Raw genomic sequence first — 22964 nt, 5'->3', positions numbered from 1 at the left:
TTTTTAACTTATTGCAAATGAGTGGAGTTAGTCGGTTTTGAGTGTTTCGGCGGGGTTGGTCATCGCCGTTTTGTAAGTCTGGATACCGATCGTGAATAACCCAATGAGCGACAATGATCCGAGGCAAGTGAGGAACACGCCGGGGCCAAGCTTGGCGTGGTAAGTGAAAATGTTCAGAAACAATGTGCCCAATGCGTAACCGATCGGTAAGGCGATAATGGCGGCGATCAAGATCAGTTTTACAAATGAACCGGACAAAAGGCGCATGATCTGAGCAACACTGGCGCCCATTACCTTCCTTATGCCGACTTCTTTGGTGCGTTTTTCGGTACTATAAGTTACCATTCCAAGTAAACCCATGGCAGCAATAACGAATACAATGAGTACCATCAGACTTGTGATCTGCTTGTCCCCATTTTCGGCATAGTTGTCATACATTTGCTTTTCATACCACGAATAAACAAACGATTCGCGAGGGAAATATCGCTTCCATACTGCTGAAAGTGAAGCCGTTACTTTGTCCTGGTCAGAGCCTTCCGCGATTTTCAATGACATGACTTTAATCTCCCTCGGATCAAATGCAAGTACCAATGAGGAAACCGGCAATTCGTAGCGCATGATGCAAAAATCCTTCACCACACCGGAAACAATGACTTTGGTCGCGTTCAGTAGGATAGTTTGTCCGACAATATCCTGCGGATTTGCCCAGCCGAGTGATTTTACAGCTTTTTGATTTAAAACAACAAAATGAACGGAGGTATCAGCAGTGGCGGGCATGTTTTCGCCAGCCAGAAAAACCAGGTTCATATTCTCAATGAAATGGGCATCTACGGCATAGATATAGGCATCTTTGGCGGTTAGGTCTTTATTCTTAGAGTCAATTTTATCCAGTTTAACCTGCCCGGTAAATTCGTTGAAAGGAGCTGAGGCGAGTCCTACACGCTCTACGCCTGCTTGTTTGGCCATTTCATTCGTGAGCAGTTTGTAATCACTGCCCGGAGCAAGCGGTATATTCAGGATATTTTTTCGGTTAAAATTCTGATTGTCAGTAGCCATGTATTCGAACTGACTGTTCATAATCCCGATTCCGGTCATAAAAACCAGCGCCACTACGAACTGAACAATGGTCAGCACTTTTCTGAAACCGAACTTTCCGACACCCACCGGTACAAGTTCCCCTTTGAGGATCTGTACGGGTTCATAGGATGATAAAATCCGGGCGGGAAGAATACCTGCCAGAAAGCCTGTGAAAAGTGTAAAACCAATGAAAATGATCCATAGCAAGCGGGTGTCATTTACCTCCCAGGTAAGCCAGCGCACATGCACGTAGGATTTCATCAGCAATAGCCCGAGGTATCCAATGAACAACGCCAGCGTAGCGATCACGGTTGTTTCCGTTAAAAACTGACCAATCAGCTGCCAGCGTTTGGCGCCTGCAACCTTACGTACGCCTACCTCACGCGCGCGGCTCAGCGAACGGGTGAGCGTGAGATTGACATAATTGAATCCGGCAAGCAAGATGATAATGAGCGGGATCAGCAGGCTGACACCAATTTTCCAGATCGGTTCAACATACGGATTGTTGCGCAGGTTTTCGAAGTCGGGGGAGATGTCGCTCAGTTTTTGGCTACGGAACGAATGTCCTTTAATGTCTTTGAAACTGACGGTCTTTTTATTCTCTTTTGTAATCGTCGTCAGCGCCCTGTCCAGGTCAGCTTGCTGGTTTCCTTTGGCTAACAATACGAAGGTGTAGGAGTTATAATCCAGCCAGTTCTGTTTGTCCAAACCTACATTCAGCAAAGGGAATGTGGCCATAGATAGCACCATATCCGACTTCAAATGTGTCTGGAATTTGCCCAGCGGCTTAAAAACACCGGTGATGGTAAATGGGCCAAACTCGTCGTGGGTCAATATTTTTCCGACCGGATCGGCATTACCAAAAAAACGTTCGGCAGCGTCATGGGTCAGTACTACAGTTCTGGGTTCAATGGCCGGCTTCCCTTTTTCAAGTGTGAATCCAAAAACATCGAAATAGGACGCATCTGCGTATAAGCCATCCATCCTCAGGGACTTAATGCCATTGCTCAACTTGCCGCTGAAATTCCTGTTGACCCGTACCGATTTTTCGATCACACTTTGCTCATTACCCAGTTTTTCACCCAGTGGCAAAGGCGTGGAGGCTAATGAAAAAACTTCACCATCATTGCTCGTCGCATCTGTCAGAACGCGGTAAGTCCTGTCTGGATAGGGATGGAAAGAGTCTTTTTCAAAACTACTTTGAACCTGAATAAGCTGCATCAGGCAAAACGCCATGGCCAGACCCAGACCTAAAACATTGATCAATGAAAACATTTTATGCTTCCAAAGGCTGCGAATAGCGATTTTGAAGTAGTTTTTGAGCATCGGCGTTCGGCTGTCGGCCGTCGGATTAAGGTTATTTGGCTATTAGTGGTTAGGAATTAGCGGTTAGCTATTAGCGTTTAGCCAAAGAATAAAAAGCTAGCAGCTAAAAGCAAGCAGCAAGCAGCTAAAAGCTAACAGCTATTCCGTCCTCAACGACTTCACTGGATTCATAATAGCTGCTTTCAATGCCTGGAAACTGACAGTCGCTACTGCGATGACGATCGCGATCAGCCCGGCCAATGCAAATATCCACCATGAGAGGTCGGCACGATATTCGAAGTTCTGCAACCATTGGTTCATAGCGTAGGCTGCAACCGGGACACCGATGAAGATGGCGATCAGTACCAGTTTTACAAAATCTCCTGATAGCAGCACGACCACATTCTGCACGCTGGCACCCAGTACCTTTCTCACGCCGATTTCCTTGGTACGGGCTTCTGCTGCGAATGCGGCCAGGCCGAATAATCCAAGGCAGGCGATCAATACGGCCAGTATCGCAAACGAAAGCAGGACGCGTCCCTGTCTTTCTTCTGATTGATATTGTTTTGAAAAGTTTTCGTCCAAAAAGTGGAAATCAAGCTTTGCTTCGGGATCAAATTGCTTGTAGGCGGCGCTAATGTAGGCCAATGCCTCCTTCGTTTTCTCAGGCTGGATCCGCACGTAAACATTATCTTTGTCGGAAGCTTCCGGCATCTGGATCACCAATGGTTCAATTTTATGCTGAAGAGAGTAAGTATGGAAATCTGTAACGACTCCGATCACTTTTACCTCTTTGGTAGTACCCTTATCATCGATGAAATATTGAACTCTTTTGCCAATCGGGTTTTTCCATCCCTGTTTTTTGACCAATGCCTCGTTCACGAGTACCGCGCCGAACAAGTCAGCGGGGGAATCATCCTTAAAATCCCTTCCCTGCACTAATTTGATTTCCAGTGTTTTCAAATAATCACCATCGGCTGAAAACTTCTGAATGATCTGCGTTGAGCCAGGCATTTCACCAGTTTCTGTTTCAATAATCAGCCCGCGTGCCCCCATACTGTTGTTACCTAGTGGATTACTGGCAGCGGCAACACTTTCGATCAATGTACTTTGTGTCAACTTTTCTTTGATAGCCTGGATCTGGGTTCTGGGTTCGTCTTTGTCGATATGGAATGTCAGCACCTGGTCCTTGTTAAAACCGAGGTTTTTGTGGCTAACGTAATCCAACTGGCGGTACACAATGCCCGAGCAGGCGATCATGACGACGGTAGCGGCGAATTGAAAAACCACCAGCGACTGCCGGAATCGGGTACCACCCGCCTGGCTGCCCATTTGTCCTTTGAGAGCGGACACCGGACGATATCCCGACAACATCAATGCCGGATACAGGCCGCTCACCAGCCCGATCAATATAATAAAGCCCGAGGCCACCAAGGCTGTCGACCAGCCGCTGTAATTGATGGTCAACGTTTTTTCAGCCAGTTCGTTAAAGAATGGTAATGCGATTTTAACCATCAAAGCCCCTATACATCCTGCAATAAGGGTCATCAAGAAAGATTCAGTCAAAAACTGTCCGACCAACTGAAAACGTTGAGAACCGATCGCTTTCCTCACACCGACTTCACGAATGCGTTTCATGGAGCGCGCAGTGTAAAGATTAATGTAGTTGATGCAGGCAATAATGAGGATCAATGCGGCTACTACCGAGAAAATGTAAATTGTATTGATGTTCCCGTTCGCACCGATTTCGTAGTCAAGATGCGAATAGAGGTGGATAGAGGTCAGTGGCTGCAAAACCAGTTTATAATCCACGTTACCTATTTCTTTTTTGAGATATTTTGGGAAAAAGCTGGTCAGTTTTTTCTCAAACTTTTGATAATCCACGCCTTTTTTTAGCAAAACATAAGTGTAAAGCTCTGATTGCTGCCAGCCAGCCGTGTAATCCTCAGGTAACGAACGTAATGCGCTGAAATGCAGGTGAGAGTTCTCGGGAGTGTCTGCAATAACACCTGAAACGGTATTTGGAAAGTTATTAGAGAACATTACGGTCTTTCCCAGTGCTTTGGACGCATTTCCAAACAGCTTTTCAGCCAGTGTTTTGGTCAGCACTATCTTCTGAGAACCTTTTAAAGCGGATTTTGGATCACCATATAAGAACGGATAAGAGAAAATGTCGAAAATCCCTGGATCTGAAAAGTAAATGTCATTGGCGTCGATCGTCTTTTCTTTGAAAGCGATTTTGCCGCCGCCTTCCGGGTGTATCCGCACTGTTTTTTCAATTTCCGGATAATCATTTTGTAATGCTGGTGCGTACGGAGCCGAAGTTGGTGCCAGTTTAAAACTTCCGGTCGGCCATTTGGCTTCGTGCACTACCCGGAAAATCCGGTCCGACTTGTCATGAAAACGATCATAACTCAATTCGTCGGCGACATACAGTACCATCAGCCACACTGCGGCCATTCCGATCGCGAGTCCAACGATATTTAACCCGCTGAACAGTCTATGGTTCAGGAAATTCCGAAGCGATATTTTCAGGTAGTTAAGAAGCATAGTCAGGTTATTTAAACGTAAGTCTGATTTAACTGATAAAAATGATGTGCCATTGTATTTTATATATTGTTAATCAGATAGTTATATAATTTTTTTATTGGCAAAGTGTTCGCTTTTGGACATTCCTGTTCAGTGTTGGACGGGTTATTTAAGGAATTGCCTGATCATTTCGATGTAAAGAAAATACGCATTGCCGTCAAAATCCCTAATTTTGCCAAATTCATGATTTTGATGGATTTAATAGTCATTTTTCTTATTGATTTTAAACGAATAGAATGAACCAAGCACCTGCTACTTCTTTACAAGACATTGTTGGGCATGCCAAGGAATACGGTTTTGTGTTCCCCTCTTCTGAAATATATGATGGATTGCAAGCTGTTTACGACTATGGTCAGAACGGTGTAGAGTTAAAAAATAACCTGAAATCAGCCTGGTGGAAGGCCATGACGCAGCTGCACGACAACATTGTCGGCATCGATGCTTCGATTTTCATGCATCCGCTAACCTGGAAAGCATCCGGCCACGTGGACGGGTTTAATGATCCGATGATTGATAACAAAGATTCGAAAAAACGGTATCGTGCCGATCAGTTGCTGGAAGGTAAGGCAGAACAATACGAAGCGGATGGTCAGCCGGAAAAAGCACAGGCATTGCTAGCCGAAATGGGACGGCTGCTCAGCGCGGAGGACCTGGCTGGTGTGCGTGAACTGATCATTACTGAAAATATTAAATGTGCGGTTTCAGGCACGACTAACTGGACGGATGTACGCCAGTTTAACCTGATGTTTAGCACGCAGGTGGGGTCTGTTGCGGAGGAGTCAAACCTTATTTACCTGCGTCCGGAAACGGCACAGGGTATATTCGTGAATTTCCTGAATGTGCAGAAAAGCGGAAGAATGAAGATTCCTTTTGGTATTGCGCAAATTGGCAAGGCGTTCCGTAATGAGATCGTAGCACGCCAGTTTACGTTCCGTATGCGGGAATTTGAACAAATGGAAATGCAATTTTTCATTCGCCCTGGTACTGAAATGGCCTGGTACGAATCGTGGAAAGAGGCGCGTATGAAGTTTCACAAAGCGATCGGTTTACCAGCTGAAAAACTGAAATTCCATGATCACGAAAAACTGGCACATTACGCCAATGCGGCCGTGGACATTGAATATCAGTTCCCTTTTGGTTTCCGCGAAATGGAAGGTATCCATTCAAGAACCGATTTTGACCTTCGGAATCACCAGGAATTGTCCAAGAAAAAGCAGCAATACTTTGACTCGGACCTGGATGAAAACGGCAAGCCTTATGGTAACTACATTCCTTATGTAGTCGAAACTTCGGTGGGTGCCGACAGGCTTTTCCTCGCCGTTTTCTGCAATGCATATACTGTTGAAACGGTGGGAGAGGGTGACAATACCAAAGAGCGTACCTATTTGAAATTGCACCCTGCATTGGCTCCATTTAAAGTAGCCGTGTTGCCATTGGTGAAGAAAGATGGTCTGGCTGAAAAGGCACAAACCGTTGCCAACTCGCTAAAATCGTCGTTCCGTACAACTTATGACGATGGCGCGGCGATTGGAAAGCGTTACACCCGCCAGGATTTGATCGGGACACCATTCTGCGTGGTGGTGGATTATCAGACTATGGAAGACGATACCGTCACCATCCGTCACCGCGATACAATGGAACAGGAACGTGTGTCGATCAGCGAATTGAAAGAGAAAATCGGTTACCAGGTGGCTATCGAGCGAATTCTGGAAGCTATTTAATATTGATTGCAGATAGTGAAATGGCTGTTTCGAGAGAAGCAGTCATTTTTTGTTTTCGACCATTCCCACCTAGCAATAGTCGGGAATTTTTGATTAATTAGGTACCTCATTACATTCCATACACACGGATGATCAACAAACTATACGACACTTCGCTAAGCCTTTTGACTGACCTGTACCAGCTTACGATGGCTTATGGCTATTGGAAAGCGGGAAAAGCAGAACAAGAGGCGGTCTTCAATCTATATTTCAGGAAGCATCCTTTTCAGGGCGGGTTTACCGTTACCTGTGGCCTGAACAGCGTGATCGATTATTTAAACGACTATCGTTTCAGTGAAGAAGACCTTGATTATATCAGCACGCTGACAGGGAATGACGGGCAAAAATTATTTGAACCCGGGTTTTTGGAATATCTCCGCACGATGGAGTTACAGTGCAGCATTGATGCGATTCCGGAAGGTACCGTGGTGTTTCCTAACGAGCCGCTTTTGCGGGTTCAGGGGCCTATTTTACAATGTCAATTGCTCGAAACCCCACTTTTGAACCTCATTAATTTTCAATCGCTGGTAGCGACCAAGGCGGCGAGAATGCGGTTGATAGCCAGGGATGACGCATTGCTGGAATTTGGTTTGCGACGTGCACAAGGGCCTGACGGAGGCGTTACGGCCAGTCGCGCAGCATACATAGGAGGGTTTGATGCTACTTCCAATGTGCTGGCGGGAAAGTTGTACGGTATTCCGGTGAAAGGAACGCACGCGCACAGCTGGGTAATGTCGTTTGATAGCGAGCTGGAAGCGTTTGAAACCTATGCACGGTTCATGCCCAATAATGTGACGCTTCTTGTCGATACCTACGATTCTTTGAACGGAGTAAGGCATGCCATCAAAGCTGGCCAGCAACTGCGTGAGCGAGGTTACGAACTTGGTGGAATCCGGCTGGACTCAGGTGACCTGGCTTATCTGAGCATTGAGGCACGTAAGCTGCTTGACGAAGCTGGGCTTGAAGAGACGAAAATTGTGGCCAGCAATGATCTCGACGAATACATTATGGATAGTTTGAAGATCCAGGGTTCCAAAATTGATATCTGGGGAATTGGTACAAAACTGGTTACGGCGTTCGACCAGCCTGCATTGGGTGGGGTTTTTAAGCTGGCAGCTATCAAAAACGACTTAGGTGAATGGGACTATAAGCTCAAATTATCCGAACAGGCCATCAAGGTTTCCACGCCGGGAATTCAGCAGGTGCGCCGGTTTAAGGATTCCAAAGGTTTTGTTTCGGATATGATTTTCAACATTGAAACACCGCTTATTGGCAGAGCTACGATGGTCGATCCTTATGATTTTACCAAAAACAGATCATTTGGAGAGTCAAGTCATTTCGAAGATTTATTGGTTCCTGTTTTTGTAAAAGGCCGGCTGATCTACACATTGCCTTCCATTCATGAAACGAGGAAGCGGGTTCAGGAGCAGTTGTCTCATTTTTATAAAGGTATCAAGCGCTTTGTGAATCCACACACTTATCCTGTGGGCTTGGAAAAGGGACTGTTTGACATGAAAACTGACCTGATCATGAAGTTACGGGCCGGAAACGAAGATTAACCATTAAAAATCATGCAAGAAATTCAACAACCGGATTCAGAGATGCTCAAAGAATTGATCCGGTACAAAATGCCATTTGGCAAATACAAAGACTGGATCATAGCCGATTTGCCAGTCTCGTACCTGGAATGGTTTCAAACCCAGGGCTTTCCAGCAGGGAAACTCGGTATGTTGCTCAGCACCATGTACGAGATCAGGTTGAATGGTCTCGAATTTTTGGTGCAGGGGCTTCGGAAGTTGGGGTGAGGGGACCGGTTTTCGCCACCCGTGATCACATCCCGTCAACCCGTGATAACATCCCGCCTTCCCGCCCATCCCCCGCCAACCCAGGGCTTAAACCCTGGGCTATGGGCCGGGCGCCGCTCTCTTGGACGGCTTTAGCCGAAGCTCTTGCACCATGCTACTACACATGCGATACTTTTTACAACTCGCAACGTCTAAGGCATTGATAGTTTATAGATTCACTGTAATGCTAATTCATATGTCTTACGTAAAAATTTGGATTCACGCTGTATGGAGTACAAAATACAGGCAACCAATCCTGAAAGAACCAATTCTCCGAGAGGTTTGCGCACACATCAAAATGAATGCCAGGTCAAAGGGTATTTTCATTGATCGAATAAATGATCATGAAGACCATATTCATGTACTTATGATGCTCAAAAATGATAACAGTATTTCGAAGCAAATGCAGCTACTAAAAGGAGAGAGCGCTTTTTGGGCCAATCAAGTCGGGTTGGTGAACGGTGGTTTAGAGTGGTCTGTCAAATATTTTGCGTCATCCGTTTGCGACGATAGGCTTGATGTTGTTCGGAGGTATATTGACAATCAGGCTGCTCATCATCGGAAGCAGACTTTCCAGGATGAATACAAGGTCTTTTTGGAAAGGTTGGGATATACGGAAGAGGATTTTGGCTAAGGACCCAGGGCTTAAGCCCTGGGTTGGCACGGCAGACCGCGATGTCATACTTCCAGCCCAAGGCTTTAGGGTGCATGGTGCATGGTGCATGGCCTCCAGCCCAGGGCTGAAGTCCTGGGTTATTTTTCGGGCATTAGCACGACTTTGATGTAGTTTTCGTCTTTGAAGTACTTCTGCGCGGCTGCTTTCGTGCTTTCTACTGTTACTGATTTTAGCAATTTTTCTTGCAGGAAAACTTCGTCGAGGTCGTCGCCGAGGAATGTATTATCGTCGAGGTAGTCGAGCCAGAAGTTGTTGGTTTTCAATGCAGTTTCCGTTTTTCGCTGGGTTTCGGCCACAAATTTTTCAATGTCTTTCGGATCTGCACCATTTTGCTTGATCTTCGTAACCTCTTCCTGCGTGCGTTTGACCAGCTTATCCACATTTTCGGGCGCACAGCCAAAACCGACGCTAAACCGGTAATGTCCGGTTGGGAATTTGTCAGTACTTTCCGAAACCCCCACACCATAAACGCCGCTCTCTTCTTCACGCAGGGATTCAATCAACTTGATCTGCAATACCTCCTGCAATGCCTCAATCTGAATGTTGTTTTCAGGATTGTAGTCATATTCGCCACTTGAAACGAGCGTAACACGGCTTTTTGGTTCAAGTCCTTTATAGATCGTTTTTTCTATGCGTCCTTTCGGAGGGAAAATCGATGGATGCTTAAATGTATCATCGCGGTCCGTCGAAGGTAATCCGCCCAGGTATTTTTCAAGTAGAGGTTTAATGTCTTCTATTTTAAATGCTCCGACAATGGTAAAAACAAAGTCAGACGCATCTGAAAAACGGTCTTTGTAAATCGCCACAGCGCGATCCAGACTAACCTTATCCACACTTTCCGGTTTCAAAGGCTTACGCATCGGGTTATAACTGGTCAATACACCATTCAGCGAGTCAGAATATACTTTTTCGGGAGTTAATGTCTTCTGCATATTTTCCAGATATGCTTTCTGATTGGCCAAAATGCCTGTCACCACATCCGCATCTTTTCTAGGCTCGGTAAAATAAGCGTAGATCAGCTGTAAAGTAGTTTCCAGGTCTTTCGGATTCGTATTTCCACCGATACCTTCCGTCAGTTCACTTACATAGGGCCCGGCATTTGCTGTTTTTCCTGCAAGGAATTTTTGCAATTGAGTCTGATTATAAGGCCCCACACCGCCAGATTGAATCAGATAACTTGCGAAAATTCCGGTTTCCCTCTCGTCCGGAAATAGTGAGTATCCGCCTTTGGCAGTAGCCTTGATCAGGATTTCGTCGTTTTTGAAATCAGTCGGTTTAAGCAGTACTTTCACGCCATTCGACAATATGAGCTCTGTAGTACCCAGTTTTTCTAGCTTCTTTTCACTAGTTACTTTCCCGGCTTTGGGTTCGGAAGGAAGCAATGGTGTGTCCACTACGTCATCCACATAAGCTATCACGTCTTTTCCAGCCTCGGCGAGGAGTTTGCGTATGTCAGCTTCTGTTGGAAGCGTGTCTTTGCTTTTTTCAGGGCCCATTACTACTACAGCACGGTTTTTGTCGGTAATGTACTTTTTGGCCAATGCATTGATTTCCGCCAATGTGACACCATCCAGGTGTTTTTTTACAAACTCAAAATAGGCCGTTGCGCCCATGTACGGCTTGTCATGCAAAAAGTGGTTCAAGTATTCCTGCACATGATTACCGGATTTTGTTTTATCTCGTTCTTTATAGTACTGCTCAATAGCATTAAAAAAATCTTTCTTCGCACGGTCCAGTTCAGGCTGCGTAAAACCGAACTTCTGCACCCGGGCGTTTTCTTCCAGCAGCGCTGTTAATGCAGTTTTCATTGAGCCGGCATCTTTCGCCAAGGCAACCGACGTGTAAGAATCCAGGTTGCCGAGGAAGTCGCCGTACTCACTTCCGCCGTAAAGGAACGGTGGATTCGCCTTTTGCGTCAACTCTTGCATGCGCTGGCCCATCATAGAATTATACAGCTCTTGTGCAAAGTTGTTTCTGACATCCTGCAAGGTTTTCTCCTTGCTATTAGGTTGTTTGTAAATAAGTTGAATTAAATTCTGCGGGTATTCGGGATCCGTTACAATGGCTACCTGTGTAGAACCATCCAAAGGAATGTCATATTTGGTCCTTTTCTTAGGACTGGCAGGCGGCTTAATAGAGCTGAACTTTTGAATGATGGTAGCTTCCACTTTGGCAACATCAAAATCCCCCACTGCAATCACCGCCATTAAGTCCGGGCGATACCAATCTCTGTAAAAAGAAGCGATCGTTTCCGGCTTGAAAGATTTCAAAATACTGTCTTTCCCGATCGGCAGACGCTCGGCATACCTTGAATTATTGAGGATCACTTTCAGAAATTTGTCACGCATCCGTTGCTGCGCCCCGCGGCCCATGCGCGATTCTTCCAATACGACGCCTCTTTCCTTGTCTATTTCGGATGGATCCAGTAATGCGCCATGCGCCCAGTCTTCCAGCACCTGAATGCCTTTGTCCAGCAAACCAGCTGAATCTGTCGGAATGGGTAGCATATATACCGTCTCGTCGAAACCGGTATACGCATTCAGGTCAGCGCCGAACCTTACACCAATCTTTTGAAGGAAGTTAACCAGTTCATTTTTAGGGAAATTAGTGGTCCCGTTGAAATTCATGTGTTCCATGAAATGGGCCAATCCCTGCTGATTGTCGTTTTCCAGCACCGAGCCGGCCTTTACGGCCAATCGTAATTCCGCGCGGTTTTTGGGCTCAGCGTTCTTTTTTATATAGTAGGTAATTCCGTTTTTGAGTCTTCCCGTTTTTACATCAGGATCAAGAGGGACTTTTTGAGTACTTAGGTTTTGTGCTGAAAGAGGGGTTGCAAAACATATTCCCAATCCTGCAAAGCATATGGCTATAAATGCCTTTTTCATTTTTCTTATTTTAAATTTGATAAATTCAGGAGGGACGAAATATATAGTTAAAGATTGCGATTGCAAAGAAGATGGCGAAATGTTTTAAAGCGCTACGCCATCTATTCTATCATTTCAGGACATTTTATTCCTTTGAAATAGAGTCCTTTCCTGAAATTTAACTTGGATCGGTTTTTAAAAACAACTCCATCTTTCTGATCCACGACCTCTCCAAAGCCTTCCAGCCAGCCAGTACCTTTTTTCAGAAACACAACTTCCCTCGTGGATTCGGTACCTTCCGCAACAAATGTGTAATTGGCCAGCAATGTATCTCCCCGCATTGTCCCGTTGATTTTCCCCCTATTTTTATCTTTTTCAAAAAAAGCATAAACCAGTTCGCCTGTGACAATGCTGTCGGCGACATTGATATGCAGGAACGCAGAATCCTTTTTCACCTTATAGACAAAGCATTCATAAATTTCGAAATCCGTGACCAGCTTTTCCGGCTTAACAGTTTTCGAGTAGGAAAATTTCTGTCCGTTTTTTTCAAGGACCAATGTACTGTCTTCAACTGAAATGATTTTTAGTGTATCAATCATGTCCTTTTGACCCTCGGTATTACGCTTACCGGATATGATCAGTAGGTCACCTTGTTTTTCCCACTTCTCATAAGTCATTGTACCGAGATTGATGGCCACAGCTTTTCCATCGTCTTTGAGTGTAAAACCTTGTTTATGTTGCGGTTGATCCTGCATATCGGTCACCCAGCTACCTGTTATTGAGCCGGATTCTTTGGTACAGGAGATTGCGAAGATTATTACTAGAAGGAAAAAAGCGTACTTTTTCATTGTTTGGAACAATTAATGAATGATTTGACTCGGCGCAAACCAACAAAACTGATTAAGAACGAAAAAGTACTTTTGGAATTATTTTCAGTATCAGGAATTCCTCAGCTATTGTTCTTTTCATGGTCGAGAAGCCATTGTTTTCTCCACAATCCACCTCCATAACCCGTCAGCATGCCGTTCTCACCGATAACCCGGTGGCAGGGGATCAGGATGGAAATCTTGTTCATTCCGTTGGCATTAGCCACTGCCCTCACTGCTGCCGGTTTGTTCATGGCAATGGATTGTTGCTTGTAAGACCGGGTGGCACCGAAAGGAATGGTCTGTAATTGCTGCCATACCATTTGCTGAAAAGCGGTACCAGGCGTGAATAGCGGGACCGTGAAATCTTGGCGTTTACCCTCAAAGTATTCTTCAAGTTGCGCATTCAATGTGTCAAAATGCCTGTTTGCGCCCTGAATGATGACAGAGTTGAGGTTTTTGGACAAGTACTTAAATTCTGTTTCCAGCATTTTCCGGTCCGTAAATTCGAGCAGGCAAATTCCTTCCTCCACCGCGCAGGCGTACATAGTTCCCAGCGGAGTTTCCAGGCGAATAATGTTGATGATCCGTTTGGTTTTACTATTCACCGGTGACACACCAAATATGGATTTGAATGAATCATTGAAGCCGCTGAGTGACTCATAACCGGCATCGAAGGCGGCGGAAGTGATTGTTTCGCCGTTTTGTATTTTCTTGAATGCTGAATTGATCCTGAACATGCGCTGGTAAGCATGAAATGTTATCCCATGATTTTTTAGGAACCATCGCCGAATTTTGCTCGGCTCAATTCCTCTCTGCACCAGATTCCAGTCCTTAAATTTCAGCGAAGGATCAGCATTAATCTCTTTCAGTATATCCGAAATGTAATGCGGTGTTTCACCCATTTTTTCCAGCGGGTTGCAAACTTTGCATGGCCGGTATCCGTGCAGGATGGCTTCCTTAGTCGTTTTGAAAAACTCAACATTTTCGGCCTTTGGCTTGCGGGCTGTGCAGGTAGGACGGCAGAAAATTCCGGTTGTTTTTACGGCCGCGATAAATGTTCCCTCATATGAAACATCCTTTTCAACCAGGGCCTGATACATCATTTCAGTAGTAAGCATATTATTTTTTAAACAAAAATACTTGCTGATAACAGGACTGGGCAACCGGAAATTGAACAACTATTTTTTGAATATCATTTTTTGGGTAAAATACCGGAGGTAGGGTAGTTTGATGGTCTATTTATCGTAAATTTTGCAAAAATAATTCAGCTTAACCCACTCATAAAGTTTCTGATTACCAGTTTGTTACCTTTTTAATTTTGGAATGCGAAATCTAACAATGGTTAAATGGTTTTTGTAAGTGGTCTTTTCCGGGATATTATTTCCGTCCGTCTTTCGCGGCAAAACAGTGCATTAATCTTATGCATTGTCGCATATATGGTGGCAGAAAGCTACTACCTGTACGGACGTTTTGCCAGCCATGAATCCGATCTTACACTCTATTACAGCACGGCCGTTCATTTGTTGGAAGGTCAAGTGCCTTTCAGGGATTTCAAACTGGAATATCCGTTTTTTGCATTAATCCCCATTGTCATTCCTCAGCTTTTCAATGGTCTAACGGGAGGTGGTTTTTACACTTACTCTTTTTGGTTGGTGCTTCAAAATATGTTGCTGGGCCTGGCAATAGGCGTACTTATTTACAAAACCGCCAAGCTGAACAAGAAGATCGCCGTGTATAAATACTTGGTGATCCTCATCTTTTCCCTACCCGTTTTTCTCTACCGGCTTGATCCATTCCCTGCTTTTCTGACGATTTTTGCCATTTACGCGCTCGTATCGAAGCCTTTTACTTCCGGTGCTTCTCTCATGGTTTCAATTGGAGCGAAGCTTTATACCATTATTTTTTTGCCGGTAATCGGGCTGTTTTATTTGATCAATCAACGTCATAAAGCCGCGATAATGAGCTTTATGGGTGGGTTATTGGTCCTGCTGCTAGCATTTGCAGCCTTTTTTCTGATGGAAGAAAATGGTCTTCGTGATTTTTTAACGTACCACCAGTCCAGGGGAATTCATCTGGAAAGTTTTCTGGGAGGTTTGCTATTGTTGCTTTATCAATTTGGTATAGCCTCTGTGGAAGTCAAACATAGTTATGGAGCAATGCATTTGGTGACTCCGTGGACTGATGAACTGTTGTTCATAGTCAAAGTCATTACGCCAATTTGTTTCGCCGCCCTGGTCATTTTTATCGGCTGGACTTTCCGGCAGCAAAGGTTGGTTGAAAAGGAAGTGTCAATTTTGAGTCTTATTCATGCATGTACCGCCCAGCTTTTACTCTTTTTACTTCTTAATAAGGTTTTATCGCCTCAATATATGGTCTGGCTTTTGCCGGTCATTCCATTTTGCAACAGCCGGATCTTTCTGATTTTTACAGCGGCGCTGATGCTGACGGTGTTTATTTTCCCAGGCGAATATCATTACCTGATAGCCCGCCATATTTCAATGGTACTGGTCCTGAATTTGCGTAATATGTTACTAATTTGGCTACTGTTTGAGGTTCTGTACGCATTTCGAAGAATGAAACGGGCGCAGTGACATTATCTTACCGCAGAATCCATTCGGGTCATTTCAATCACTTCAATACTCAGGAACCCGAATTCATCCATGACTTTACCATGGATTTTATAGACTCCCTTTCCGGAAAATTTGAATTTTGCAGCCACAGGCGGAAAATGAACGGTATCAATAAACTGCCCTTCCTGGTCCAGAAATGTACCGAAATACATCACTTCCCCTCTTGCAGTCCTGGTATTTTTGATCGCGACGAGATAGCCATATTGTACAACTTCGCAGTCAATATAGTTGTGTAAGTCATTTGACATTACACTTTTAGGCAGCTCATGTTTCAAAAGATAAAAAGGACTGCAAAGCGCAAATCCCAGTAACTCGATCTGGTCATAAGCATCGTCGATTGCAGACGAATGAAAAACAGGCAGTTCAAAATCTTTTATTTCGGTGTGAAACAACTGCTTCTGCGGTACTTTCGGCGTCTTGTTGATCCAGAAATGTGCTTTCCATAGTAACGTTTTTTTATCAATACCGGTAAATCGGAATGCATTAATGCGGATCAGGATCGTAAGTTGTTCAATGGAAATAGAGACACGGTCCAGGAAGTTAACCAGGGACGTAAAAAGGCCGTCTTGCTGCCTGGCCAGCAGGATTTTATGAATGGTTTTTTCTTCAATTTCATTCAAAAACTGCATGCCCAGGTAAATGTCTTTCCCTTCTATGACGGTTTCTCCGGCGCTATGGTTAACGCAGGGCGCGAGTATATTCGCTCCCAACATCCGCGCCTCATGCACATATAGTTCAGGTCCGTAAAACCCGCCGCCATTGTTCAAAACAGCCACCATATATTCCAATGGGTAGTACGCTTTGAGGAAAAGCGTCTGGTAACTTTCAACAGCATAGGAGGCAGAATGGCCTTTTGCAAACGCATAACCGGCAAAACTCGCAATCTGATTCCATATATCCTGGGTCATTTGCTTGTCATAACCCATCTCTTCACAGTTCCTGAAGTATTTTTTCTTAACCCTGTCAAATTCATCGCGCCCACGGAATTTTCCGCTCATCCCGCGTCGGATCACGTCCGCTTCTCCTAATGTAAGCTTGGCGAAGTAATGCGCCACTTTGATCACGTCTTCCTGGTACACCATAATGCCGTAGGTTTCAGGCATTAGCTCCATTAATTTGGGGTGCGCATCTTCCCTTTTTTCAATATTCTGATGTCGCAAGATGTATTCCCGCATCATACCGCTTTTGGCGACACCCGGCCTGATAATGGAGCTGGCCGCGACCAGACCAAGATAATTGTCTACTTCCAGCTTTTTGAGCAACATCCGCATCGCAGGCGACTCCACATAAAAGCAGCCGATACATTGAGCCTGCTTGATCAGGTTGTTGATTTTGGGATCGGTCTTGAATTTTTTAACATTATCAATGTCAAATGCCGGAGCGTCCGGGCGGTTATAGCGGATCACGTCCAATGTTTCCTTGATCTTCGCCAATCCTCTCTGACCCAGAATATCATATTTGTTGAGGCCTACGTCTTCCGCAATCACCATGTCGAACTGCGTGGTGGGGAAGCCTTTTGGCGGAAGATCCGTCGCGGTAAAATGGTGAATGGGTTTCTGGGAGATCAGTATCCCGCCGGCATGAATGCTCAAATGGTTGGGTTGATTGTTATCCTGCAAGTATTTGGCATATTTTATAACCAGCGTGGCAAACTGATCCAGCTTATTCGGGTCGTACTTTCCGTCGCTCAATGCATCGATCTCGTAGGCAGGTAAGCCAAATACTTTCCCCAACTCCCGCACCGCCGCGCTGTGCTGGAATGTGCTGTAAGTAGCCAATAACGATGCCTGCCCGTTTTTCCCAAATGTGTCAAAAATGTACTGCGTCACATCTTCGCGGTCGCGCCAGGAAAAATCAATATCAAAATCCGGCGGATTTTTGCGGTACAGGTTCATGAACCGCTCAAAATACAGGTCGAGCTCGATCGGATCCACATTGGTAATATTGAGCAGATAGGCGATGATACTGTTCGCGCCGCTTCCACGGCCCACATAATAGTAGCCTTTATGACGGGCATAACTGGTAATGCTGTGGTTGACTAGAAAAAAAGGGATGAAGTTTTGCTTTTCGATCAGGTCCAGTTCCATGGATATCCTGTCGAAAATAATGTCGTTCACACTATCTCCGTACCTGTTCCCGATCCCCTCGTAGGCTAATTTACGAATAAGCTGGTAGTCGTCTGCTTTGGTTTCGCCAAACACCTGCAAGTTTTGATGTTCCTTATCATCCCCAAAAGTGAAATGAATGTGACATTGAGCCATTAACTTTTCTGTATTGTAAGTGATAGGATCAAAGTCTTTGAAATGATACTGTAGAACTTTTGATGGTAGTACCACCTCCGAGTCTTGCGCTGTTTGAGAGGTAGTTAGCTTGCTCAGTAACGTATTTTCATCAACAGCCCTCAAAAGTCGGTGCGCATTGAAGTCTTTTTTATTGCGAAAGCTGACAGGCTGCAAAATAACCAGCCTGTCCTGATGCTTGAAAAATGGAGAAAACTGGACTCTGTTCAGATCTCTGGTAGAAACGCCAATGTATTCATTGGGGAGAAATGTTTGTTTCCGGGTTCTAACGAGTTTTTCAAAAGGATAGATGAAAAAGACATTTTCCAGATGCGGGGCCTGGTCAGGGAAGTTTTGTTTGGAATGTAAGTGGCTGGACAGGAATGCATTCAACTCCTGGAACCCCGCGTTGTTTTTCGCGATGCCGACAAATTGCTGCTCAATGCCATTTCGGAAATCAATGCCGACTATTGGCTTAATATCATGCTTTGGAGCCATTCTGATAAAATTCAGGCAGCCCGATGTGTTATTAATGTCGGTGAGTGCGATGCAGCCATAGCCGCTTTCCTTGCCCATTTTAAGCAACTCCTCCTCGGGAATCATCCCATATCGCAGACTAAAAAAAGAGTGACAGTTGAGTAGCATGGTGAGAAAATAAACTTTATACTTACTTTTGGCGTTACTAACGCAATTCGTTATGATTATAGGTTTTTCATCAAAAGACACTGAAAAAATATGGCTTGGTGAAAGAGTAAGTGGGCTGCCCTCTGAAATTCAGGAGATCGGGCGGAGAAAGCTCAGGATGCTGAATAACTCTCAAAATCTGGCAGATCTTCGTATTCCTCCTTCAAACCGGCTTGAAAAACTTTCGGGAAACCTGAAAGATTTTTATAGTATCCGCATTAACGATCAGTGGCGGATTGTTTTCAAATGGTCTGACGGAAATGCTTCGGAGGTAAGTATCATGGACTATCATAAATAATACTCAATGGAAAAATTAAAGAACATTCATCCTGGCGAGGTCCTTTTGGAGGAATTTTTAAATCCAATGGGGATCTCAGCATATAAATTGGCAAAAGAGACTGCTATTCCTCAAACAAGAATAAGCGAAATCGTAAAAGGTCGAAGGAGGATCACCGCGGATACTGCTTTGCGATTCAGTAAGTATTTCGGAACAACTCCCAAATTCTGGCTTGGCTTACAGGACGATTTCGATCTGGAAGAAGAGCAGCATCTGATTTTTGGCGAACTAAGCAATATCAAGACTTTACAATATGATGCAGCATAGTTGCCATGTTACGCATTCCGATGTGCCGGGATAATGGGAGGCTCTCCATTGAATGGGTTTCCCATACTGGCGATATTCGGGATGCCTAATGTTGTTCCCCAGCTCAGAATTGAGTTGCCGCGATTATCTGTTCCGTACCTGTTTCGTATGTAATCCATTGCCATATATAGGTTAAGTCTTTCCTCGGAGTCATCAAACAGGTTAATCTGGTAGTTACCCGTCACCAGGTCACTGAAATTGACCCCAACCAGCCGCACCATCATCCGCCGGTTATGAAGCTGGTCAAATAGCCGCTCAATCTGAGGGATCAGAATGTGATCCGCTGATGTGTAAGCGATTTTTATCTGCTTTGAAACCGTATTAAAATCGGAATAACGTATCTTGACAGAGACACAAGAAGTCAGTTTATTGCCGGTACGCAGTTGATAAGCAAGGTTTTCACCCATGGCCCTGATCATTTCGCGCATTCTCTGCACATCACCGGTGTCCTTACCAAATGTCCTTTCATTGGAAATAGATTTTCTTTCGTGAAATGGAACAATAGGCGAATTGTCCAGACCATTGGCCCTGTTCCAAAGCAATGTGCCGTTTTTACCCAGAATTTGTGTCATCATTTCAACCGGCATTTCCTGTATAGTCTTGACGTACTTCACGCCCATATCATACAGGACTTTGTTCGTTTTGTCACCCACCATCGGGATTTTCTGAACCAGCATCGGGGCGAGAAAGGTCTTTTCCATTCCTGCATCTATCTTTTTCTGGTTATCGGGTTTGGCCTCACCCGTAGCTACTTTTGACACTACCTTACTCGTAGACAAGCCAAAGGAAATCGGTAGGCCACTTTCTTTTTTAATGCGCTCCCTGAGTTCTTTCGCCAATTGGTAGCTGTTATGAAATTTATCCATTCCCGACATGTCGGCATAAAATTCATCGATACTCGCTTTCTCAAAAACCGGAACCGTTTCCTTAATGATCTCGGACACTATTTTTGATTCTTTTGAATAGATACCGGCCTCTCCGCGTATGACCGTTGCCTGCGGGCATAGCATTCTGGCCATTTTCATGGGCATACCTGAATGTATCCCGTATGGCCTGGTCTCGTAGCTGCAAGCTGCCACAACCCCGCGGTCCCCCGTGCCGCCTACCAGCACTGGTATGCCCCTGAGACGGTCATCGTGCTTTCGCTCGACGGATACAAAAAATGTATCAAGGTCCATATGCAATATCGTGCGCTCCACTTGATGTTCCACTTGGTTTGGAATTTTTACAAATTTATGGATTTGTTCCAAATATATGGATCATGTCCATTATATAAAAGGAAATATTCCAAAATATTTTGTATGTTTGACTGCATTAAGAAGTAATGTGATTTTTTGACTTGACCAGCCAACTATGCCAATCGACGAGGAATTCAGACGTTTTAAGCAGATAAGAGAGGAATTGAATTTGACCCAGTCAGCGTTTGCAGATGAGCTGGGCATTAGTGCTACGACTGCTGACATTGAAAGAGGTCGTACGCGCATTCCCGGGCAGGTGGTGAAAGAACTTTTGAAAAAATACCATATTAACCCGCTTTGGCTTTTTGGCGACAGTACCCAGAAGTACCTGCACGCTGAGAAGCTTTCGATCAATCCTAAAATTGTTACCGTTGATAATACCGGCAATGAGAATATTGTCCTGGTCAGTGCGAAAGCGGCAGCGGGATATCCTAATAATATTGGCGATGCGCAATGGTTTGAAAGCCAGCCTGCTTTCAGTATTCCCTTGCCAGAGTACCGCAATGCTACTTTTCGGGGATTTCAGGTAGAAGGCGACAGTATGTTACCCGTACTTCATTCGGGTGAATGGATCGTGGGCAAGGCCGTCGATGATTGGGAGAATCTCAGCGACAAACGTATGTATGTGATAGTTACAGTCGACAGCATTCTGGTTAAACGAGTGCAAAAGGAAACCCAATCGGCGTTTATCAATCTCATTTCAATCAATCCCGAGTACGCGCCCATTCGTATTGATCGCAATGAAATCCGCGAAGTGTGGCTGGTCAATAGTAAGTTGACGTTTGATCTGGAAGCGGATACGCAGCAGGTTAGCTTGCATAGTCTGCATCAGGAAATGAGGGAGCTGAGAGCGGAAGTGAAGAAACTGGTGAAATAATAAACTTAACAGAGGGGCGATAAGTCGAAGAAGTGAAGGCGGAAAATTACCTGTAATGTCGACTTATATATTCTCAGGATCTAGTAGTTGAAGATTCTTGATTTTCTTAAAATCCTTGGTGTTGGACGTGATGAGTGTCAGGTCATAACCAGGGAAGTTGCGGCGATGATGATGATCCTGTAGTCTTCAACAATTTTATCCGACACTAGTACCTCAGCTTTTTTTGAAAACTGTTGTTGCAAATAATAAATAGCCGTGTTGGTATCCCAGAGGCATTTTATTCCCATTCGTTTCGTAGATCCCCCAATTGTCTTTCAATGTCACTGACTGATTGCTTCGACATTGCGCCTTTATATTTGCTTTTGACATTTTGGATTTTTGAAGCAGGCTCTGAAACCTCTCTTCTCAAACGGATAAGCTTCAAGCGCTCTAAATCCATTAAAAGATTTATTGCCTTGTCGTTAATAATGTCAACGGTTACAGTCTGCAACATGAGTCTATTAGCCTGGTTTTGAAATGAATTTACGCAATAGTCTAAATTTACATCAACTTTAACAATTAAACCTACACCTCCTCAGTAACCAACTGTTTCTCATAAAGCTCTTTATAAGCCCCATTAGCTGCCATCAGTTCGGTATGTGTGCCTTGCTCCACAATTCTTCCTTCGTCCAGGACGACAATTTTATCGGCCAGCTTGGCGGAAGAGACGCGATGGGAGATGATCACCGAGGTACGCTGATCCATGATCCGCTTCATGTTGTTGAGGATAATGTTCTCCGTATTGGTGTCAACCGCCGATAAGCAGTCGTCGAGTACGAGGATTTTAGGGTCGCGGGCAATCGCTCTGGCAATGGAAAGTCGCTGTTTCTGTCCTCCCGATAATGTAATGCCCCTTTCTCCCAGCATGGTTTCGTAGCCCTGAGGGAAATCAATGATGTTGTTATAAAGGTCGGCGTCTTTTACTGCCTGTTCAATTCTCTCAAAAGGCATATCGACGGTTCCGAAACGGACATTGTTTTGGATCGAATCTGAAAAAAGGAACACATCCTGGGGCACATACCCGATCTGGCGACGATATGCGTGCACATCGTAATCCTTCATCGGGATGTTGTCGATCAGGATCTGGCCCTCGGTAGGGTCATATAAGCGGCACAGTAAATGCGCCAATGTGCTTTTCCCCGAGCCGGTTGTCCCTAATATCGCTACGGATTCTCCTGGATTTACTTTGAGATCAAAATGCTGTAAAGCCTGAATTCCTGAATCCGGATAGATAAAACCAACATTTTGGAAAGTGATTGCCCCTTCCAATGGTTTGACCAGGTTTTTCTCGGAAACCAATGTCGTTTTTTCATTCAAAAATTCATTGATCCTTGTTTGCGATGAAGCGGCACGCTGGATCTGGCTGGTAGTCCAGCCCAATGCCATCACCGGCCACGTCAGGATATTGACATATAGGATGAACTCAGTAATGTTGCCGGGCGTTAATCTGCCGTTGATAATTTCCTGGCCGCCTACGTATATGATGAGAATGTTGCTCAAACCAATGAGCAGCAATATCACCGGATAAAAGAAGGAGTCAACTTTGGTGAGGCCGAGCGATTTGGTCTTGAAACTTTCTGCCTCTTTTTG

The 22964-nt window shown here is 44.8% G+C and carries 16 protein-coding genes; 8 read left to right on the top strand and 8 right to left on the bottom strand.

Translation table 11 applies throughout. The annotated features are described in order from the left end of the window. Positions 1–27 precede the first annotated feature (27 nt). Positions 28–2403, bottom strand: coding sequence for an ABC transporter permease (locus tag ABIO93_RS31805; protein ID WP_348074080.1), 2376 nt, complete (start codon positions 2401–2403; stop codon positions 28–30). A 138-nt stretch (positions 2404–2541) separates the two neighbouring features. Continuing rightward, positions 2542–4932, bottom strand: a complete 2391-nt coding sequence (locus tag ABIO93_RS31800; protein ID WP_348074079.1) for an ABC transporter permease — start codon at positions 4930–4932, stop codon at positions 2542–2544. A 275-nt stretch (positions 4933–5207) separates the two neighbouring features. Here ABIO93_RS31800 and ABIO93_RS31795 point away from each other — a divergent pair, with 275 nt between their 5' ends. The 4 genes from ABIO93_RS31795 (at position 5208) to tnpA (ending at position 9209) form a co-directional block, all read left to right on the top strand. After that, positions 5208–6692 (top strand): glycine--tRNA ligase, encoded by a 1485-nt coding sequence (locus ABIO93_RS31795; RefSeq protein ID WP_348074078.1) that lies wholly within the window; start codon positions 5208–5210, stop codon positions 6690–6692. Positions 6693–6820: 128 nt separating this feature from the next. After that, on the top strand, positions 6821–8290 hold the full coding sequence (locus tag ABIO93_RS31790) for a nicotinate phosphoribosyltransferase (protein WP_348074077.1): 1470 nt from the start codon (positions 6821–6823) through the stop codon (positions 8288–8290). A gap of 12 nt (positions 8291–8302) precedes the next feature. After that, positions 8303–8536 carry a DUF3820 family protein gene (locus tag ABIO93_RS31785; RefSeq protein ID WP_348074076.1) on the top strand — a complete coding sequence of 78 codons (234 nt, stop codon included), beginning with the start codon at positions 8303–8305 and terminating at the stop codon, positions 8534–8536. A gap of 151 nt (positions 8537–8687) precedes the next feature. Then, on the top strand, positions 8688–9209 hold the full coding sequence (tnpA, locus tag ABIO93_RS31780) for an IS200/IS605 family transposase (RefSeq protein ID WP_348074075.1): 522 nt from the start codon (positions 8688–8690) through the stop codon (positions 9207–9209). Between the two features lie 119 nt (positions 9210–9328). Here the strand turns inward: tnpA and ABIO93_RS31775 are convergent, their stop codons facing one another. From ABIO93_RS31775 to ABIO93_RS31765, 3 genes are all read right to left on the bottom strand, one after another. Continuing rightward, positions 9329–12136, bottom strand: a complete 2808-nt coding sequence (locus tag ABIO93_RS31775) for an insulinase family protein (protein ID WP_348074074.1) — start codon at positions 12134–12136, stop codon at positions 9329–9331. A gap of 101 nt (positions 12137–12237) precedes the next feature. Then, positions 12238–12963: a lipocalin family protein gene (locus ABIO93_RS31770; RefSeq protein ID WP_348074073.1), complete on the bottom strand. Its 726-nt coding sequence runs from the start codon at positions 12961–12963 to the stop codon at positions 12238–12240. 101 nt (positions 12964–13064) lie between these two features. After that, on the bottom strand, positions 13065–14102 hold the full coding sequence (locus ABIO93_RS31765) for a methylated-DNA--[protein]-cysteine S-methyltransferase (RefSeq protein WP_348074072.1): 1038 nt from the start codon (positions 14100–14102) through the stop codon (positions 13065–13067). 228 nt (positions 14103–14330) lie between these two features. Between ABIO93_RS31765 and ABIO93_RS31760 the strand changes: the two genes are divergently transcribed. Further along, entirely contained in the window at positions 14331–15575 is a 1245-nt protein-coding gene (locus tag ABIO93_RS31760) for a hypothetical protein (protein WP_348074071.1), read from the top strand. 2 nt (positions 15576–15577) lie between these two features. Here the strand turns inward: ABIO93_RS31760 and dnaE are convergent, their stop codons facing one another. Then, positions 15578–18538, bottom strand: a complete 2961-nt coding sequence (gene dnaE, locus ABIO93_RS31755; RefSeq protein WP_348074070.1) for a DNA polymerase III subunit alpha — start codon at positions 18536–18538, stop codon at positions 15578–15580. A 52-nt stretch (positions 18539–18590) separates the two neighbouring features. On the opposite strand from dnaE, the gene ABIO93_RS31750 reads away from it, so the two are divergent. Next, entirely contained in the window at positions 18591–18875 is a 285-nt protein-coding gene (locus ABIO93_RS31750; RefSeq protein ID WP_348074069.1) for a type II toxin-antitoxin system RelE/ParE family toxin, read from the top strand. Between the two features lie 6 nt (positions 18876–18881). Continuing rightward, positions 18882–19181: a HigA family addiction module antitoxin gene (locus tag ABIO93_RS31745; RefSeq protein ID WP_348074068.1), complete on the top strand. Its 300-nt coding sequence runs from the start codon at positions 18882–18884 to the stop codon at positions 19179–19181. An 8-nt stretch (positions 19182–19189) separates the two neighbouring features. Here the strand turns inward: ABIO93_RS31745 and dinB are convergent, their stop codons facing one another. Beyond that, positions 19190–20431 (bottom strand): DNA polymerase IV, encoded by a 1242-nt coding sequence (gene dinB / locus ABIO93_RS31740; protein WP_348074067.1) that lies wholly within the window; start codon positions 20429–20431, stop codon positions 19190–19192. Between the two features lie 142 nt (positions 20432–20573). Here dinB and ABIO93_RS31735 point away from each other — a divergent pair, with 142 nt between their 5' ends. Beyond that, on the top strand, positions 20574–21335 hold the full coding sequence (locus ABIO93_RS31735; RefSeq protein WP_348074066.1) for a LexA family transcriptional regulator: 762 nt from the start codon (positions 20574–20576) through the stop codon (positions 21333–21335). A gap of 564 nt (positions 21336–21899) precedes the next feature. Here the strand turns inward: ABIO93_RS31735 and ABIO93_RS31730 are convergent. Then, the coding region (locus ABIO93_RS31730; RefSeq protein ID WP_348074065.1) for an ABC transporter ATP-binding protein at positions 21900–22964 on the bottom strand (1065 nt) is incomplete at its 5' end.

Origin of the sequence: Dyadobacter sp. (genome assembly GCF_039919315.1) — a bacterium.
Lineage (GTDB): Bacteria > Bacteroidota > Bacteroidia > Cytophagales > Spirosomataceae > Dyadobacter.
The sequence above is the reverse complement of the archived record's forward strand: the minus strand, read 5'-3'. Positions and strand labels throughout refer to the sequence as shown.

Coding starts and splice junctions, on each gene's coding strand:
- dnaE (WP_348074070.1), bottom strand. CDS start 18,538: ATGCTACTCAACTGTCACTCTTTTTTTAGTCTGCGATATGGGATGATT.
- ABIO93_RS31760 (WP_348074071.1), top strand. CDS start 14,331: ATGGTTTTTGTAAGTGGTCTTTTCCGGGATATTATTTCCGTCCGTCTT.
- ABIO93_RS31765 (WP_348074072.1), bottom strand. CDS start 14,102: ATGCTTACTACTGAAATGATGTATCAGGCCCTGGTTGAAAAGGATGTT.
- ABIO93_RS31750 (WP_348074069.1), top strand. CDS start 18,591: ATGATTATAGGTTTTTCATCAAAAGACACTGAAAAAATATGGCTTGGT.
- ABIO93_RS31770 (WP_348074073.1), bottom strand. CDS start 12,963: ATGAAAAAGTACGCTTTTTTCCTTCTAGTAATAATCTTCGCAATCTCC.
- ABIO93_RS31785 (WP_348074076.1), top strand. CDS start 8,303: ATGCAAGAAATTCAACAACCGGATTCAGAGATGCTCAAAGAATTGATC.
- ABIO93_RS31800 (WP_348074079.1), bottom strand. CDS start 4,932: ATGCTTCTTAACTACCTGAAAATATCGCTTCGGAATTTCCTGAACCAT.
- tnpA (WP_348074075.1), top strand. CDS start 8,688: ATGCTACTACACATGCGATACTTTTTACAACTCGCAACGTCTAAGGCA.
- ABIO93_RS31795 (WP_348074078.1), top strand. CDS start 5,208: ATGAACCAAGCACCTGCTACTTCTTTACAAGACATTGTTGGGCATGCC.
- ABIO93_RS31745 (WP_348074068.1), top strand. CDS start 18,882: ATGGAAAAATTAAAGAACATTCATCCTGGCGAGGTCCTTTTGGAGGAA.
- ABIO93_RS31805 (WP_348074080.1), bottom strand. CDS start 2,403: ATGCTCAAAAACTACTTCAAAATCGCTATTCGCAGCCTTTGGAAGCAT.
- ABIO93_RS31790 (WP_348074077.1), top strand. CDS start 6,821: ATGATCAACAAACTATACGACACTTCGCTAAGCCTTTTGACTGACCTG.
- ABIO93_RS31775 (WP_348074074.1), bottom strand. CDS start 12,136: ATGAAAAAGGCATTTATAGCCATATGCTTTGCAGGATTGGGAATATGT.
- ABIO93_RS31735 (WP_348074066.1), top strand. CDS start 20,574: ATGCCAATCGACGAGGAATTCAGACGTTTTAAGCAGATAAGAGAGGAA.